Here is a 16450-nt window from a genome sequence, read left to right as displayed (position 1 = left end):
TTTTTACCGCCCGCCGTGCTTTAACCAAATATTTAAAAAAATATAATAATCTTATAACAAAACCCTGACCCATCCTTAAACTCCCGGCCTTATGCTTAGATAAGAAAATGGTGTAAATATATCCGCGAATGAGAGTAAAAGTATTTAAGGACGAGGCTGGCCGCACCTGGGTTATAAGGAAAATCGGCTCTACTTTGTCCGTGGAAGGCCCGAAGAAAGAGGGCGAAAAACTCTGTGATATCGCCCGCAGCTGCGCCTATGCCTTGAAGGTGACACAAATCAGCAATATCCCGCTTGCTTATATCAATGAGCATCAGCGTATCTGGAATTGTATCTGGAAATTGGGCGATACACCGGATAACGGCTGAAAACGGCGTGGCTTTATGGTCCGGGAAACGGCACGCTATAAACCAGAGAAGCGTCAAGCGCATCACCGGTTAATGTGTATTAATAGCCAAAAAGGGGACTGCCAATGAAAAATCTAAAGTCGATAGTCGCCATCGTCATTATTTGCCTGATGCTGGCGGCGCCCGGATGCAGCAGCGGGGAAACAACAATACATGAGAGCGGGTCGACGACGGTCCAGCCGCTGATGGAAGTGATGGCAGAAGAATACATGGGACTGCACCCGGACGTAAAAATCACTGTCGCCGGGGGCGGTTCCAGCAGCGGTATTTCTTCGGTATGCAACGGCATCGTGGACATAGGGGCCTCCTCACGGGAGTTGACGGAAAGCGAGGCCAAGCCGGTCAAGCAGTACCCTATCGCCATAGACTCCATCGCCGTTATCGTCAACCCGGGAAACCAGATAACGGGACTGACCATGGAGCAGCTGCGGGATATATTCTCCGGGGTAATTACGGACTGGAGTGAAGTCAGCGGCATGTCCGGTAAGATTACCGTGGTCTCCCGCGAGGAAGGCTCCGGCACGCAGCAGACTTTCCTGGAGACGGTCTTGCCGGGCACCTATTTCGCGGATACCGCCATCCTGCAGGCCAGCAACGGCGCGTTGCGTACCGTTATCGCTGAAGACCTGCGGGCGATAGGCTATGTATCCCTGGCTTACGCGGATGATTCGGTCAAAGTGCTGACGCTGAACGGCATAAAGCCTTCACTGGAAACCCTCCAGGACGGCACCTATCCCATAACCAGAAGGCTTTTATTACTGACCCGCGGTAATGTCAAGTCTTGTGTCCGTGATTTCCTGGACTTTTGCCAGGGGCCGGAAGGGCAGGCCATCGCGGAAAGGGAAGGCTATTTCAGGTTAGGCTAAAACAGCCCGTTCACCCGGCATATCCAGCGCCCCGTCAGTAAAAAGACCGGGGCGTTTTTTTATCTAGAATATCACGCTTTTGGTCAACGCCAAATAACCAGACTCAAGTATTCATTAACCCGGAATATTAACTAAAAATTAACCCATTCTTTACACAATTTTCACGGCGTCTAGATGATGCCCTAACAACAATTATTTATGCTCAAGAGGGGAAGAAAATACTGGAGCGTGATTATGTAAAGGGGGTGATAGTTCAGCGGAGTTGCTAATGTTATTTTTCAGCAAAGAGAATATCCGATAAAACAATATGGAGGAGAAAATTGATTAAATTGAAAGGCAAGAAGTCTTTATTGGCACTGTTGGGCGTCCTCTTGATGCTCGGTGTCATCCTCGTAACCTCTATCCCGGCGCTGGCCGCCCCGGTCGGTATACTACTAAAAGGTTCCACCACCGTTTATCCCATTGTAAACGGCAGCGAAATTCAATTCGAGTCCGACTTCCCCAACATCGACCTGCAATACCAGGGCGGCGGTTCCGGCCAGGGCTCCGTAGCCCTCTTCACCGAACCCGCCCAGTGCGATATCGCCATGCGTTCCAAAGTACTGGAATCAAGCTACGATATCAACAAGGTCTTTGAAACCAAGATAGCCTGGGACGGAATCGCCGTCATCGTAAACGACGGACTTTCCGCTTATATCCACGGCAGCGTCACTTCCATTACCAAGGTGGAACTTTACAATATCTACCAGGGCAACGATATAGTATACTGGGACAGCCTTTCAGGGTATACCGGTACTCACGGGTCTCTATATCCCATCATCCCGCGCGCCAGGATTACAGATTCCGGCACCCGGTCTTCATTCCTGAGCCTGATAGGCTCCGCCACCGAAGCGGGAGAAGAGCTAGCGGTGGATGCTACCGGCCTTAACAGGCTGGAAAGCAATGACACCATGGCGAGCGCCATCGCCGGCATGGTAGAATCACCGGCGCCCACGCACGAGGAATCGCAGATAGGTTACTGCGGTCTCGGTTTCCTCACTACTCCCGGAATTACCACTATTCCCGTCCAGAACAGCAGCGGCACTCCCATACAGTGCAGCCAGACCACCGTGGGTAACGGCACCTACCCGCTGTCACGTCTCCTTTACTTATACACCCGGCACCCGGATTTTGACAGGACCGGCGGCAACACCTACAAGCTTGAAGCCCTTGATTACGTCAACTGGATACTTAGCTCCGAGGGCCAGGCTATCGTTGTTGACGAGGGGTATGTCAAACTACCCACCAACGATGCCATAACCGCCGTAACCCAGACCCTGTACTGGGACCAGAACAATAACAGGGCTTGCGACATCGGTGACGTCGTCGTCGTCGGACGCGCGCTCGGGCAGTCCGGCTGGTATCCCACCAATCACAAGGACGCTAACGGCAACGGCGCCGTGGATATCGGTGATGTCGTCGTCGTCGGCAAGAGACTCGGGCGCTCGTGGATCGCCCCCCAGTAAAAATAATTTGGGCTTATCAAACTGACAACCAGAACAAGAAAAAATAATGGAGGGAACAAATTGAATAGCTCTCTTAAAAAAATAAGGGCAAAAGCTATCAGTTTAGCTGCCGCCGGGATAGTGACTCTCACTGCATTTTTGCTCCCCGCCGCCGCCGCCTACGCTGACGCACCGCCAGCGGCGCCGAGCATGAGCATTGATTGCACCGTCTCAGGCGATGGAAACATACAGCAGACCAGAACGGTAGCTATCGGTGAGTCTTTTGATGTAGACGCATGGGTATCACTTGAAAGCGGCTTTGAGTCCGCCGGCGCGGCCGCCCAGCTCACCTGGGACCCGGCTGTGCTGGAGTGCACGGCAGCGACTATAGGCAGCGCCGCCCCCTATCTTTTCCCGTCTCCGCCATTCTCCTTAGCCGTTGCCTTCAACCTGACCACCCCGGGGCAAACGAATAATACCGGCCCCAGCTCCTCTTCCGCCACCGCCCAGGGCAGCGGCGTGATGGCCCGGTACACCTTCCATGCCATCGGCGCGGGCAGCACCAACATCAACATCGTCGGCGCCAGCGTGTCGGACCCTAGTGGCGAATCTCCTATTCTCCAGGGATCCGGCCTGAACGTGCAGGGCGGTTCCATCACCGTGGCCCAGCCTAGACCGGACCTGATCGTCACCCAGCAGTACGCGGAATGGATAAACCCGGATGCGGGCACCTACCAGGTCAAGTTCGTCGTCAAGAACCAGGGCGCGGCCGATATCACCAGCAGCTGGATAACCGGCGTTTACCCGGACAGCGACCCGGACATCACCCCGGCTGCCGGCTCCGTAACCCTGGGCAACCTGGCGGCTGGCGCCAGCACTCCCGTACAGACCGTCGGGCCCATTACCATGACCGGCGGCACGGACACTATCATCGTCTTCGCGGATAGTAATGAAGACATCACCGAAGAAAACGAGACCAACAACACCATGACCAGCATCTTCGCCGCTTATGCCATGACGGTCAACGCCCCGACCAACGCCGACCTTTACTCTACCTTCAACGTAGATGTCGAGGTGACCGTACCCAGCGGCTTCGTTTCTTCCGGCGCCGCGGCGGCGCTCTCTTTTGACCAGAATAAACTGGAATGCAAATCCGTAACCGTGGGGAGCGGGGCTCCTTACAAATATCCGGTCCCTCCGTCCCTCGTGGTAGGCCCCCTGGCGGAGCTTCCGACCATTGCCAACGGCGGCATCAATAACACTACCGGCCAGGTAGCTATCACCGGTCTGCTTTACCTGCCCGGCGACAGCTCCACCAATAAGGTCTTCATGAGATACGAGTTCAAAGCGAAGGCCGCCGGCGTTGCCGCCATCAGCCTCATCACCCCCAGCCTCTCCGATGATGTGGGCAATCCCATTACCGAACCTGACCTGAATGTTTATAACGACAGCGTAAACATCACCGCCTCCACCCTGCCTGACCTGACCATCGAAAACCTTAATGAAACGTGGGTAGACCAGGGTAGCGGGACCTACAACATCTCTTTCACCGTGAAGAACATCGGCGGCGGCACGGCTACCGCGCACGAAGCCAACCAGTGCGGTATCCTGATTGACGGCGCTTTCATTACTCTCGCCCAGTTCCCCAACAACCTGGTGGGCGGCGCGAGCGCCAATATCACCAAGGGCCCCTTCACCCTATCCGACGGCTCCGATGAAATAACCGTCATCGCCGACTACATCATGGATATCACGGAGTCGAACGAAAACAACAACACCGCCACCGACCTGTTCGGTCTTCCTGACATCGTCGTCAACTACAAGGCGGAGACCTGGATATCCGATGGAGTTTCTTACCGGGTTAATTTCACGGTGGAAAACATCGGCGACCTGGCCGCCCCGGAATTCATCGTTTCCGTGAGCAATGGCGACCCCGCCCAGACCAAAAACGTGACGGTAACCGGCGGCCTGGCGGCCGGACAGAAGAAGACCTATACCGCCGTCGGGCCTTTCAACCTGGTGGGTATTTACGATATCATCACCATCACCGCGGACAGCACCGGCCTGGTTGTTGAGTCCAATGAGGGCAACAACATCAAAACCAACCTGATATCCTATGAAAGCGATTCCGACACGACGGATATCAACGGTAATGTCATGGCCGATATCGAGCTTACCAGTCCGAGTGATATCGATTCCTGGCACCTTACCATCGGCATCAACACGGCTAGCGGCACACTGAACATCAAGAGCAACGTTCCCTGGCAGGTAGATGTCAGCGATGCAGATTCCATTTCCAACGGCTTTATGACCGAATGGAACGGCAGCACTTTCGCTGATAACCCGGAAAAATTGAACCATGCCATGATCATCAAGTGCGGCAGTTTCACCGTGATACTGGCGGGGCCGGGGATGATTTGCGAAGGCGACACTGACGGGCAAAACGGCAATCTGGGCGAAAATTTCCAGATTACTTTCAGCCAGGAAGTGGAGTGGGCTGACGCCATGCTAACCAACGGTAACGTTTACTACATATGCGTAACCTTCAACGCCGGGGTAGTTTTCTAAACACCGGCAATTCCGTATAACGCGGGGGGGGGTGGACTATTTCAGTCCATCCCTCCTTCTTTTTTGGGGAGAAAATCCTGTATCACCCCGGGACACCTTACTATATACCTAACAAATATTTTAAAAACTCTTAACTACGTTTTAACGGCGTATTGATAGAACCTTAACAACATACCGGTATAATCAGTATTGATGAAGAAAATAATATCGCCAATTATCGTATTATTACTGGGCTTGGGGCTACAGCTCCTGGGCGTCATTCCGGTCCAGGCGGATGGCCCGTCGCTGCGTGTCCGCAACGGCATCTGTGATATCGATGTCCAGGCCGGGCAGTCATACACCCACGAGATATTCGTTTCAAGTAAGGCCAATGACCCGGCGCTGATAGTCAATATCTTATCAGCCGGTTTCGGGCAAAACCTGGACGGCATCTACGAAGTACTGGACGAAATCCACGATATTTCCCCCTTTACCGCCCTTCCTTATATAAGCAACATAGAAAACGCCTCTTTCACCCTGAAGGGCGGCGAGGAACAAGAGGCCAAATTCACCATAAAAATACCGGATGATTTTAATGAAGACGGCACGTTGTATGCCCTTATTTACGTCCTGGCTTACCCGGAAAGCTCCATGGAAAGCATGGATTTCGCTCAGGGAATAAAGGTCCCGGTTATCTTAACGCCGGTAAACGCCGGGCTCACACATCAAGGCGAGATAACCGACCTGATGGCGGAAACCGTGCCATCCGGTGAGCCTATACCGATTCAGACAATCGTAAAAAACACGGGAAACCATCATTATAAAGCTTATAACGCGTTAGAGATACGTAATTCCAGCGGGGAAATGGTAATCTCCAGCAATACTTCACTCACCACGAGTTCAATCGTTCCCGAGTTCTCCTTCCGCTTTACCCAGACATTACAGGAAGGACTGCCGGCCGGGAAATACAGGATGAAATCCAGCGTATACCATCCCGCCGCCGATGCTAGCGGAAATACGGTAGATGAGCTTATAGACAGCCGGGAAGCTGAATTTGAAGTGCTGGAGCCTTTAAAAGAAGAGGCAACGCCAACCCTGCCGCCGGATGAGCAGGAAAGGCTGCTCCGTGATTACGGCAACACCGCAGTGCTGGGCGACATGGAACAGGAAAAGGTCTTGGCTTTCCCGTGGTATACCATGATAGCGGTCTTCGCCTCCGTAGTAACCGTGGGCATGACAATATTTATAATCGTTTCCCGTAGGCGGGGAAGATAAACAATCGGAGTAGAGTATGTTATTGACCAGGACGCAAATAAGACTTGTTTTTCAAATAGGCCTGATACTGGTAACGGTTTTAAGCCTGGGACTGGGCGTCAGCCGTAAAGCGGAGCCTGTTTTGGCCGATGCCGCCCCTCCGGCTCCCAGTATCAGTATCGATTGCGTCGCCTCCGGCGATGGCGATATCCAATCCAGTACTATTATCACCGCCGGGACCACTTTTAATGTGGACCTCTGGATAAAACTGGCCGGCGGCTATGAGTCATGCGGCGCCTGCGCCCAGCTAACCTGGGACCCAAGCATAATCCAATGCCAGGCCGTGAACGTGGGGAGCGATAGCTTCTACCTTTATCCCGCCCCCTCATTCCAGGTTTTTGTAGCTTTTGACGTAAGCACACCCGGCCAGACGAATAATACCGGCCCCAGTTCCTTTACCACTACCGCTCACGGCAGCGGTGTGATGGCGCGTTATACGTTCAAAGCCATCACCAACGGTACCACGGATATCAATATCGTCGGCAGCAGCATATCCAATCAGGATGGTTCCGATGCGCTATTGCAGTCGCCGCCGCCGCCCCTGCCCCCGGAATCGCAAATGACCATTCAAAACGGGACCGTGACGGTAGGCACCGGCGAGCCGATGCCGGACCTGGCCATTACCCACCTGGCGGCTGCCTGGCTGGACCAGGAAACGGGTCTGTACTCAATTGATTACACCATCACCAACCAGGGCGATGCCGATGCGGCGGCATCACAGGCCCAATTATTTATCGATAACCAGACCCAGGCGCTGGCCACCGAGACGGTACCTGTGCTGGCAGCCGGCGATTCCTACCAGGGGAATTTCAACGGCCTGGAGGTGACGCTATCAGATACCGTGGACGCGATAACCTTGAAGTGTGACGGCACGGGCATCGTGGAAGAGTCATCGGAAAACAATAACACGGCCGTCTATATATGGCCCCAGATGGCCGACCTGGTTTTGACCGATTTTGAAGCCAAGGAACTGGATGAAGGCCAGCTGGCCTACCGGATAAATTACACGGTCAAGAACCAGGGCAGTCTTGAAGCGCCTGCCTTTAAAGTGGGCGCTTTTGTGGACGGTTCGAGCTCTCCGCAGATTACCGAGACGGTCAGTAGTCTCGGTATCGGCGCTGAACTGGAAGGCAACTTCCAGAATTATGTATTTACGGTTTCCGGCGATTCAGATATCGTGGAAATCTACGTAGATTATGAAGATGCCGTTACGGAAGCCCTGGAAAATAATAACACCGGCTCCGTCAGCGACCCGTATATGGCCGCTGAAGTGAATATCAATTGCACCGTCGCCGCCGCCGTTATCATCAGTTTTTCCGTCGATGACGGGTTAATAGAATACGGCACGATAGAATTCGGCGGTTCCCGCAGTACCGTGGATATGTGGGACACGCAAACGGTCAAGAATACCGGCGAAGTTACCATCGATATCGATATAAAAAGCTCCGACGCTACCAGGGACAACGGCATCACCTGGTACCTCGCCGATACGCCGGGCGATGAACAGTATTCTCACCAGGTGCGCCTGAACAGTAATACCACGTGGATTAACCTGAAGCGTGATTATCAGCCGCTGATTCAGGCCCTGAAGCCGGACCAGACCGCAACCTTCGACCTAAAAATCTTCATGCCTACCTACTCGGTAGACCCCAATCCACACAATATACGTATTTCTTTGCAGGCGACCACCCATGAAAACCCATAAGAAGAACATAGCGGGCAAATTTATCCAGGCGGCCGCGGCCATTTTACTGGTGATTATAAGTATACAGATGAGCCCGTTCCCGGCCAGGGGCGGGACTGAAATGGGCGTAGGCATCGTGCCCGGCATAGTGCGTGTCGATGAGCCGCTCGAAAGCGGCAAAATATACAGGTTACCCAATATTATCGTCCTGAATCCCGGAAAGGTAGACGGCTATTTCATCGCTGAAATATCGGAAACAAACGCCGCTAAATACAAATCAGGCGATTATTTACGCATTAATCCGCAAGAACCGTTCCTGCTGAAACCCAGCGGAGAACAATCCATACAGCTGACGCTGGAATTACCGCCCGATACCGAGCCGGGCACTTATCTGGCATATATCAGCGCTCACCGGGTCACCGGAGTACAGGGGGCGTTTTTTGACCTGGATGCCACCACCAAGGTCTACTATACGGTGGCGGCTCCGCCGGCGCTCGCGGCAGCAATAAAAGCATTTCCCTGGTCTACGCTGATGCTGATTCTGGTGTCGATATTCGGAGCGGGAATCGTGATGTATTTATTGCTGGCCTGCAGGAAAAAGGCGAGATAGCGGTAAGCAAACAGGGGAAAAAAGTTAGAAAGGAAAAAAGAAATGCCAGGAAAAATAAAGATAAAAGTAATCAGCCTTATGGGTGTAATCCTGCTGGGCTTGGGACTGCTCTCCCAGCCGGTAATGGCGGAAACAGGATTTCAATTAAGTGTTGATACGGACACAGCAGCCGCGGGCATTCAATCCGATTTACAGGTTTCCAAGGGAGACAAATTCGATGTCGATGTCTATTTGCAGCTTCCCAGCGACTATGACTGCTCCGGCGTACAGTTCGCCCTGAGTTTCAGCTCTAAAATACTAAAGTGTAAAGCCGTGGAAATGCCGGCGGACGCTCTTTTCCCCCCGGACAGCATGATAACCGGGCCCAGCATGCCGGACCTGCCGTCAATCGAGTCCGGTATATACAATGATATAGGTTATGTGGATATCATCGGCATCGCCTCTTTCAGCGGGGTAAAAGGGAGCGGCGTTATAGCCCGTTATTCTTTTGAAGTAATAGCTAACGGACAGGCCGATATAAGCATAGCTACGAGCAATCTTAAAGACAGCACGGGGTCAGTCGATATCACCGCCAGCGTCTATGATCTGGATGGCTATAATAGCGTAAAAGCGCCGGAGCTGGTCATAAGCGATGCCGTAATCACGGCGGGTTCCGCGTCCGGGGCTACCGATAGTCAGCCGGGAACCAGCCAGCCGGGAACTGATAGCCAGGCGGAAAAAGACTCTTCATTCCCCACCGGCATCGTCATCGGCGTAGTGGCCGGCGTGGTGGTGGTCGGGGTGGTAATCGCTATCGTGGTAAGAAAAGGAAAGCGGTCTTAGGACGGCATGCCTCACCTGAACTCCATATTCGGCGAGACCAGGCCCTGGATGAGGTCCTGGCCCAAAGGCATCTCTTTTCTGCTGACCGCGGTACCCGTCCTGATGCTGCTGGCGGTTATCAGCCTGACGGTTTGGCAGAGTATGCCGGCCATCAAAGGTATCGGGATAGGAGAAATATTCTCCACGGAGTTCGTGGGAAAATTCACCGCTTCCACTCATGTCTACGGCATGCTGCCGGCTATCTGGGGCACGGTCATGGTGGTAATACTTGCCCTGGGGATCGCCCTGCCGGCTTCCCTGGCGCTGGCCGTAATATCATCCGAGTTCCGCCTCGGTGTTGTCAGCCGCTCCATACGGAACGCGCTCACGCTGCTATCCGGAATACCGCCGATAGTGTACGCCCTGCTGATGGTGGTATTCGTGGAGCTGATTATGAAGCCCAAGTTCTCGCTCAATAACAACACCCTCCTCGGCGGCCTCATGGTGGCATTGATGATTATTCCATTTATGGCGCCGCTGATCGATGACGCGATAAAGAACGTCCCCCGTGAGCTTAAAGAAGGCTCCCTGGCCCTGGGTATGTCCCGGTGGCATACCTTATGGCACATTACTCTTCCTAATTCAATGGCGGGCATTATTTCCGCCATAAGCCTGGGGTCTTTAAAAGCAATCGGCGACCTGATTATCGTCACCTTCGCCATCGGCTATGAAAGACCGGCGGCCGCGCCGGACATGACCAATCCGTTATGGGACATCCTGGAATCAACACCCACCCTGACATCCAGCGCCGCCAACCTGGCGGGCGGTTTCCAGGTACGCGGGTCATGTGAAGGTTATGACTGCGCGGTCGCTTATCTTACGGCGCTTTTTCTGCTGATAATAGCCTTCGGCATCATGATACTGCTGACGATAATAACTTCAAGACTTAAAAAGGTTTCAATCAAGTGAGCACGACAATATCCCCAACCGCCACGGCTCCGCATTTTAAAAACGGAATGAACGGGTTATGGCATAAAATCATCCCCGGCATGGTTTTGCTGGTGTCTTCAGCCGCCCTGGTTATAGGTTTCCTGTCAATCAGTCTAAACACAATTGATATGTACACTATTCCGCTGCTGATAATCCTGGCGTCAGCCAATCTGCTGTTAATGTTTACCAGCCGGATTATCAGAAATACTATATCAAAAAAGATGATGTTCTTAACGGGTTTAGCGGTGATATATCCCGTTATCATCAGCCTGATACCGGAGACATTCAACATGGGCGGGGTGGGCGTGGGAAACTATAATCTCGGTCAGGCCGTCATAAATCGTTCGGTGGTTTCCGCCGTTTTTATTTTAGCTTCAGCGCTGCCTGTTTTCAGCTACGCGCTGTTCTTTCTGAAGGGAGCGACGCCAAGCGCGAAAGATTTAGCGAGATACCCGGTGATTGTCTTCCCGGTATTAATCGTTCTCATTTGTTATCTGCTGGTGTTAATCCGGTTAATGATAGAAGGCGTTCCGCAGCTTGATTGGCAGGTTATCACCAGCTCATACGACCAGGCCAGCAAGCAGGTCGGGATGAGCAACCATATCCTGGGTACATTATTGCTGATAATACTGGTGTCCATAATTTCTCTCCCGGTGGGTATCGGGACCGGCGCCTTTATCAGCGAGTATGCCGGAAAAAGCGCCGGGATAATACGCTTTTGTACCACGGCGCTGCGCGGTGTTTCTGTTTTTATTCTGGGCATCACGGCTTACAGCCTGGTGAGAGTGGCCGAGAATAATTACGATTTCCCCCTCGCCAAATTTATTACCGGCTATTACCGGGATGCCAACGGCTACGAGCATATCGCCCACGGGTCGTTTATCCTTTCGGCCATATTTCTATCCATGCTGGTCATCCCGCTAATAGCCAGCGCCACGGAAGAAGGCCTGCGCTCCGTGCCGCTGCATCTGAAGGAAGGCTCGCTGGCGATGGGAGCTTCCCAGGGATACACTTTTACTCATATCTTATTACCGTGGAGTATGCCCAACATCATTACGGGATGGCTGCTGGGATGCGCTGAGGCTGCCGGAAGCGTATCTATATTGATCTTCATGGCTACAACCGGGGAAGCGGGGGTCGGGCCTTTTTCTGAAGTAATATCACTTTCCCATTTGATTTTCAATGTAAACTTCGGCGGGCCCAAGTCTTTCCGTGATACGATGGTGGGCTACGAATATTCAGCGGCTTTGTTGCTGATAATCATTACCCTCAGCTTCGGCGTGGCTTCGCTGATACTTAAACGCGCTTACTCCAAAAGGTATCAGGCGTAGCGTGATGGCGGATGCCCTGATGAAGCTATAAGAGTAAAACCGGGAAGGTATAATATGACCGCTTGTATAACGATTAAGGACCTTTACGTGTATTATGGCGGCACCGCCGTAATCAAGGGCATCAACCTTAATATAGAAAAGGGCGCGGTTACCGCCATCATCGGCCCATCCGGTTGCGGCAAGACCACCTTATTGCGCTGTCTAAACCGCCTCAATGAGATGAGTAATTCCTGTAAAGTGAAGGGCAGTATCCTGCTGGACGGCATGGATATCCGTCAGATTGACCCTATTCTGCTGCGGCGGCGGGTGGGGATGGTTTTTCAGAGACCGAACCCGTTTCCAATGTCTATCCAGTCCAACGTTGTATACGGCCTTAAAGCGGACAGAAACCGGAAATACGACCACAAGGAAATCGTGAAAAGCAGCCTGATGAAAGCCGCCCTGTGGGACGAACTGTGCGGAAGGCTTAAAGACAGCGCGCTGGAGCTTTCACTGGGGCAACAGCAGCGTTTGTGCATCGCGCGTACCCTGTCCGTTTCGCCTGAAGTAATACTGCTCGATGAACCCTCTTCTTCCCTGGACCCCGTGTCCACCGCCCAGCTGGAGTCCACTATTTTAAAGATGAAAACCGAGTACACGCAGGTACTGGTCACGCATAATATGAGCGACGCCCTGAATATCTCCGACTTTCTGGTCTTTATGGCCGACGGCAGGGTGGTCGAGTACGGAGAAACGAAACAGGTTTTTAAAAACCCGCAACAGCCGGAAACAAAAGAATATCTGAAAAACAGGCGCAACTGGATTCTTGGAGAATAAAGAAAAATGAATTCATGGCACGAAGCACCGGACAGCTACAGCGGGGACCGGATGGTCTTAAGCGTATGAGCGCGACCATAGAGCGGAAGAAAATACTCTGTATCGACGGCGACGAGCCTTCACTGTCACAGATAAAGATGACGCTGGCCGAGGAATACTTTAAGGTAATTCCCGCTTTAAACGGTAAAGACGGACTAATGCTGTTCGATGCCTGTTATCCCGATGCTGTAATTATGGACATCCAGCTTCCGGATATTCACGGACATTCAATCTGCAAAATGATGCGTAAAAAATCATATATTCCCATTATCATCATTTCCACCGACACCGCTGAAGATGACAAGATTGCCTGTTTCAAACTCGGGGCGGATGATTTTATCGCCAAGCCTTTTTACAGTCGGGAATTATTAGCCCGCATCTGGAATCACCTCCGGCGTTCCAGCCACGCCGCACCCGTGAAAAATCCGGATGAGCCGGTCAAGATAAAAATCGGGCAATATCAGCTTGACACCGCCAACAAGCAGCTAAAACGCCAGGACGGCAGCGTAGTGCCCATTACACCGAGAGAATCCGCCATACTTTCATTACTGGCGAAAAACGCCGGGAAAATATTCCAGAGGAACGATATCGTGCAAGGGCTATGGGGATTCAACTATGAAGGCAACGAAAGAACTATCGATACCCACATATGGTCACTGCGCCAGAAGATAGAAACCGACCCGGTGAATCCGCAGCACCTGTTGACCGCCCGCGGCTTTGGCTATTTCCTGCGCCCCTGACGGCAGCCAGCCGGTGATGATAACCAACAGTAAAATAATTCTCGAATCCACTAACACTTTACTTTATACCGGCGGTCTTCCCCAGAACTGCCTGCACCCGCAAAGCCTCCCGGGGAATAAATACCCTTGCGCCGGTTACATCGCTTGAATATTACTCTTGGATAATGCTTCAATGATAGGGGGAAGTTGGTAAATAATCAATTTATGAGAAGAAGCTAAAGATTTATGACCGGACTAAATACTGCGCGGGTCGCTGATGAACTGGGGGTCAAGCTCTGGCAAATACGTTCTATCGAGTCGCTTATGGCCGAAGGCGCCACCGTTCCTTTTATTGCCCGCTACCGGAAGGAACAGACCGGCTCTCTGGACGAAGTAGTAATCACCCGGGTGCGCGACCGCCTGGCGCAATTGGCCGCAATATATGAAATAAAAATTAATGGACTGGAATATCTCCTGAAGCCGCTGAAAAATAAAAGCTCATTATAAACAAACCGGGGCGGTTAACCGGCACTGGATTACCGCTCTCAATCTCTTTCGCCGCTATCCGACTTTTTTGATGAGAGGAGGATTTTTATCAACGGCGACCCCTGGACGGAGGAGCGCTACGGGGGAAGGTAAAAATCTAAACTTCCCGATTGCATGCGGGATGCCGTATGAGATGAGGAATCGGCACAAAACCATAACCTAAAGGTCAAAACGCTATACTGTCATTCCCGCGCAGCCTTGCCCCGTATGACAATCGGGGGCCGGAATCCACACTTTCCTCTCCCCTTGTGGGAGAGGTCAGGTGAGGGGTAAATAAGCTTTAGCCAGCAGCGCAGGTCTTAATAATTAATCCTCTCCCTCTCTGTCAACGGAGAGGGAGAAACAGAGGGAGAGGTTCGTGCCCCTCCCTCTCCGCCCTACTGTCATTGCGAGGAACGCCCGTGGTGAGCTTGTCGAACCAAAGTGACGTGGCAGTCTCTATTTCCGCCTGAGTATCCGCCCGGTCTTGTCCCCATGTTGCCCCTTCACACACCTTATGTTATCATTTACTTGTTTTTAACCGCATTGTTGAGGTGATATCAACTTGAGACAGGAAAATGAAAAGCTGGTAAAGCTTACCGGTGAACTTAAGGCGGGGGGCGGGGAAAAAAGCGTCCAGAAACAGCATGACTCCGGCAAGCTCACCGCCCGGGAAAGACTGGACCTTTTCTTTGACGCGGGCACCTTCCAGGAGATGGACCTTTTCGTGCAGCACCGCTCCGTCAACTTCGGGCTGGACAAGGTAGCCATACCGGCGGACGGCGTTATCACCGGCTTCGGTAAGGTGAACGGGCGCACCGTCTGCGCCTTCGCCCAGGACTTCACCGCCCGCGGCGGCACCCTGGGGGAGATGCACGCCAAGAAGATTTGCCGCATCATGGATACGGCCATGAAAATCAAAGCCCCGATGGTCGGGTTTATCGATAGCGGCGGCGCCCGCATCCAGGAGGGTATTAACGCCCTGGACGGCTACAGCAATATCTTTTACCGCAACTCCGGCGCTTCCGGCGTCATCCCGCAGATATCCGCCATCATGGGCCCGGCGGCGGGGGGCGCGGTCTATTCCCCGGCCATGACGGACTTCGTCTTTATGGTGAAAAAGACCAGCTATATGTTCATCACCGGCCCGGCGGTGGTCAAGAGCGTTACCGGGGAGGAAATCGGCAACGAGGAGCTGGGCGGGGCGGTGACCCACATGACCAGGAGCGGCGTCACCCAGTTCGCCTGCGATAATGACCAACAGGCCGTCGAGGAAATCAAGAAGCTCTTGGGCTATCTCCCTTCCTCCAACGGGGAACAGCCGCCTTGCGCGGTCGCCACCGATTCCCCCACCCGCGCCGATGCGTCTTTAAACGATATCCTCCCCCCTAACTCCAACAAGACCTATAACATGAAGGACATTATCAAGGCTATCGTGGATAACGGGGAATTTATGGAGCCTTCCCGCCAGTACGCCATGAACATGATTACCGCCTTCGCCCGGATGAACGGGCAGGTGGTGGGCATCATCGCCAACCAGCCCAGCTATTTAGCCGGCTGTCTGGATATCAACGCGTCCGATAAAGCCACCCGCTTTATCCGCTTCTGTGATGCCTTTAATATCCCCCTGCTCACCATTGCGGACGTGCCCGGCTTTCTGCCCGGCAGCCACCAGGAGTGGGGCGGCATCATCCGGCACGGCGCCAAGCTGCTCTGGTGCTACGCTGAAGCCACCGTGCCCAAGATAACCCTCATCACCCGCAAGGCTTACGGCGGTGCTTACATCGCCATGTGCAGCCAGGGGCTGGGGGCGGACTACACCCTGGCCTGGCCGCAGGCGGAGATAGCGGTCATGGGAGCGGAAGCGGCCTCGGACATCATTTTCAACAAGGAAATCCAGGCGGCGGCCGACCCGGCTGCGGCCAAGCAGGCAAAAGTCGAAGAGTACCGCGACCTGCTCTATAATCCCTACGTGGCCGCCAAAATGGGCTACATCAACGCCGTCATACCGCCGGCAGAAACCCGACCCCGCATCATCGCCGCTTTAGAGGCTTTACGGAATAAAAAAGAGACCCGCCCCGCCCGCAAGCACGGCAATATACCCATGTAGGGTAAGTAACAGGTAGCCAGGGGCAAGTAACAATAAATATTTAAAACAGAGTACCAAATGTAAATCATCCCTACGCAAGCTTGCCCCGTATGAGCGACTTTGTCGCCATCCCGTATGAAGAAATGAATCGGGGCCGCGATACGGGGTCGGGATCCGGGTATTTCAGCCTTGACCGGAATTAACGTATAATATAAACCGTAAAGTGGG

The 16450-nt window shown here is 53.1% G+C and carries 14 protein-coding genes; all 14 read left to right on the top strand.

Going from position 1 to position 16450, the window contains the following annotated elements:
- The first annotated feature begins 128 nt into the window (after nt 1-128).
- The 14 genes from WC370_04855 to WC370_04790 all read left to right on the top strand — a co-directional run bounded on the left by WC370_04855 (nt 129) and on the right by WC370_04790 (nt 16243).
- Nucleotides 129-368 (top strand): hypothetical protein, encoded by a 240-nt coding sequence (locus WC370_04855; protein MFA5308801.1) that lies wholly within the window; start codon nt 129-131, stop codon nt 366-368.
- A gap of 104 nt (nt 369-472) precedes the next feature.
- A complete protein-coding gene (locus WC370_04850; protein ID MFA5308800.1) occupies nt 473-1273 on the top strand; it encodes a phosphate ABC transporter substrate-binding protein in 801 nt (266 codons plus the stop codon).
- A gap of 320 nt (nt 1274-1593) precedes the next feature.
- Entirely contained in the window at nt 1594-2778 is a 1185-nt protein-coding gene (locus tag WC370_04845; protein ID MFA5308799.1) for a substrate-binding domain-containing protein, read from the top strand.
- 60 nt (nt 2779-2838) lie between these two features.
- Nucleotides 2839-5325 carry a CARDB domain-containing protein gene (locus WC370_04840; GenBank protein MFA5308798.1) on the top strand — a complete coding sequence of 829 codons (2487 nt, stop codon included), beginning with the start codon at nt 2839-2841 and terminating at the stop codon, nt 5323-5325.
- Between the two features lie 192 nt (nt 5326-5517).
- Nucleotides 5518-6579, top strand: a complete 1062-nt coding sequence (locus WC370_04835) for a hypothetical protein (GenBank protein MFA5308797.1) — start codon at nt 5518-5520, stop codon at nt 6577-6579.
- A 16-nt stretch (nt 6580-6595) separates the two neighbouring features.
- The gene (locus tag WC370_04830; protein ID MFA5308796.1) at nt 6596-8323 is read left to right on the top strand and encodes a CARDB domain-containing protein; all 1728 of its coding nucleotides are present in this window, start codon (nt 6596-6598) and stop codon (nt 8321-8323) included.
- The gene (locus WC370_04825) at nt 8310-8912 is read left to right on the top strand and encodes a hypothetical protein (protein ID MFA5308795.1); all 603 of its coding nucleotides are present in this window, start codon (nt 8310-8312) and stop codon (nt 8910-8912) included. Before WC370_04830 ends, WC370_04825 begins: the two co-directional genes overlap by 14 nt.
- A gap of 42 nt (nt 8913-8954) precedes the next feature.
- A complete protein-coding gene (locus WC370_04820) occupies nt 8955-9734 on the top strand; it encodes a cohesin domain-containing protein (protein ID MFA5308794.1) in 780 nt (259 codons plus the stop codon).
- Nucleotides 9735-9740: 6 nt separating this feature from the next.
- Nucleotides 9741-10682 carry an ABC transporter permease subunit gene (locus WC370_04815; GenBank protein ID MFA5308793.1) on the top strand — a complete coding sequence of 314 codons (942 nt, stop codon included), beginning with the start codon at nt 9741-9743 and terminating at the stop codon, nt 10680-10682.
- Nucleotides 10683-10729: 47 nt separating this feature from the next.
- Nucleotides 10730-12034, top strand: a complete 1305-nt coding sequence (locus tag WC370_04810; GenBank protein MFA5308792.1) for an ABC transporter permease subunit — start codon at nt 10730-10732, stop codon at nt 12032-12034.
- Between the two features lie 54 nt (nt 12035-12088).
- On the top strand, nt 12089-12850 hold the full coding sequence (locus tag WC370_04805) for a phosphate ABC transporter ATP-binding protein (GenBank protein ID MFA5308791.1): 762 nt from the start codon (nt 12089-12091) through the stop codon (nt 12848-12850).
- 65 nt (nt 12851-12915) lie between these two features.
- Entirely contained in the window at nt 12916-13629 is a 714-nt protein-coding gene (locus tag WC370_04800) for a response regulator transcription factor (GenBank protein MFA5308790.1), read from the top strand.
- A 225-nt stretch (nt 13630-13854) separates the two neighbouring features.
- Entirely contained in the window at nt 13855-14115 is a 261-nt protein-coding gene (locus tag WC370_04795) for a Tex-like N-terminal domain-containing protein (protein ID MFA5308789.1), read from the top strand.
- 583 nt (nt 14116-14698) lie between these two features.
- Complete coding sequence (locus WC370_04790; protein ID MFA5308788.1) at nt 14699-16243, top strand: carboxyl transferase domain-containing protein; 1545 nt, start codon at nt 14699-14701, stop codon at nt 16241-16243.
- Nucleotides 16244-16450: the final 207 nt, after the last annotated feature.

Source organism: Dehalococcoidales bacterium (assembly GCA_041652735.1).
In the GTDB taxonomy this organism is placed as follows: Bacteria; Chloroflexota; Dehalococcoidia; order Dehalococcoidales; family RBG-16-60-22; genus RBG-13-51-18.
Note: the sequence above shows the minus strand (reverse complement) of the source record. Positions and strands in the feature narration are given on the sequence as shown.

Coding starts and splice junctions, on each gene's coding strand:
- WC370_04855 (MFA5308801.1), top strand. CDS start 129: ATGAGAGTAAAAGTATTTAAGGACGAGGCTGGCCGCACCTGGGTTATA.
- WC370_04850 (MFA5308800.1), top strand. CDS start 473: ATGAAAAATCTAAAGTCGATAGTCGCCATCGTCATTATTTGCCTGATG.
- WC370_04835 (MFA5308797.1), top strand. CDS start 5,518: ATGAAGAAAATAATATCGCCAATTATCGTATTATTACTGGGCTTGGGG.
- WC370_04830 (MFA5308796.1), top strand. CDS start 6,596: ATGTTATTGACCAGGACGCAAATAAGACTTGTTTTTCAAATAGGCCTG.
- WC370_04825 (MFA5308795.1), top strand. CDS start 8,310: ATGAAAACCCATAAGAAGAACATAGCGGGCAAATTTATCCAGGCGGCC.
- WC370_04820 (MFA5308794.1), top strand. CDS start 8,955: ATGCCAGGAAAAATAAAGATAAAAGTAATCAGCCTTATGGGTGTAATC.
- WC370_04815 (MFA5308793.1), top strand. CDS start 9,741: ATGCCTCACCTGAACTCCATATTCGGCGAGACCAGGCCCTGGATGAGG.
- WC370_04810 (MFA5308792.1), top strand. CDS start 10,730: ATGAACGGGTTATGGCATAAAATCATCCCCGGCATGGTTTTGCTGGTG.
- WC370_04805 (MFA5308791.1), top strand. CDS start 12,089: ATGACCGCTTGTATAACGATTAAGGACCTTTACGTGTATTATGGCGGC.
- WC370_04800 (MFA5308790.1), top strand. CDS start 12,916: ATGAGCGCGACCATAGAGCGGAAGAAAATACTCTGTATCGACGGCGAC.
- WC370_04795 (MFA5308789.1), top strand. CDS start 13,855: ATGACCGGACTAAATACTGCGCGGGTCGCTGATGAACTGGGGGTCAAG.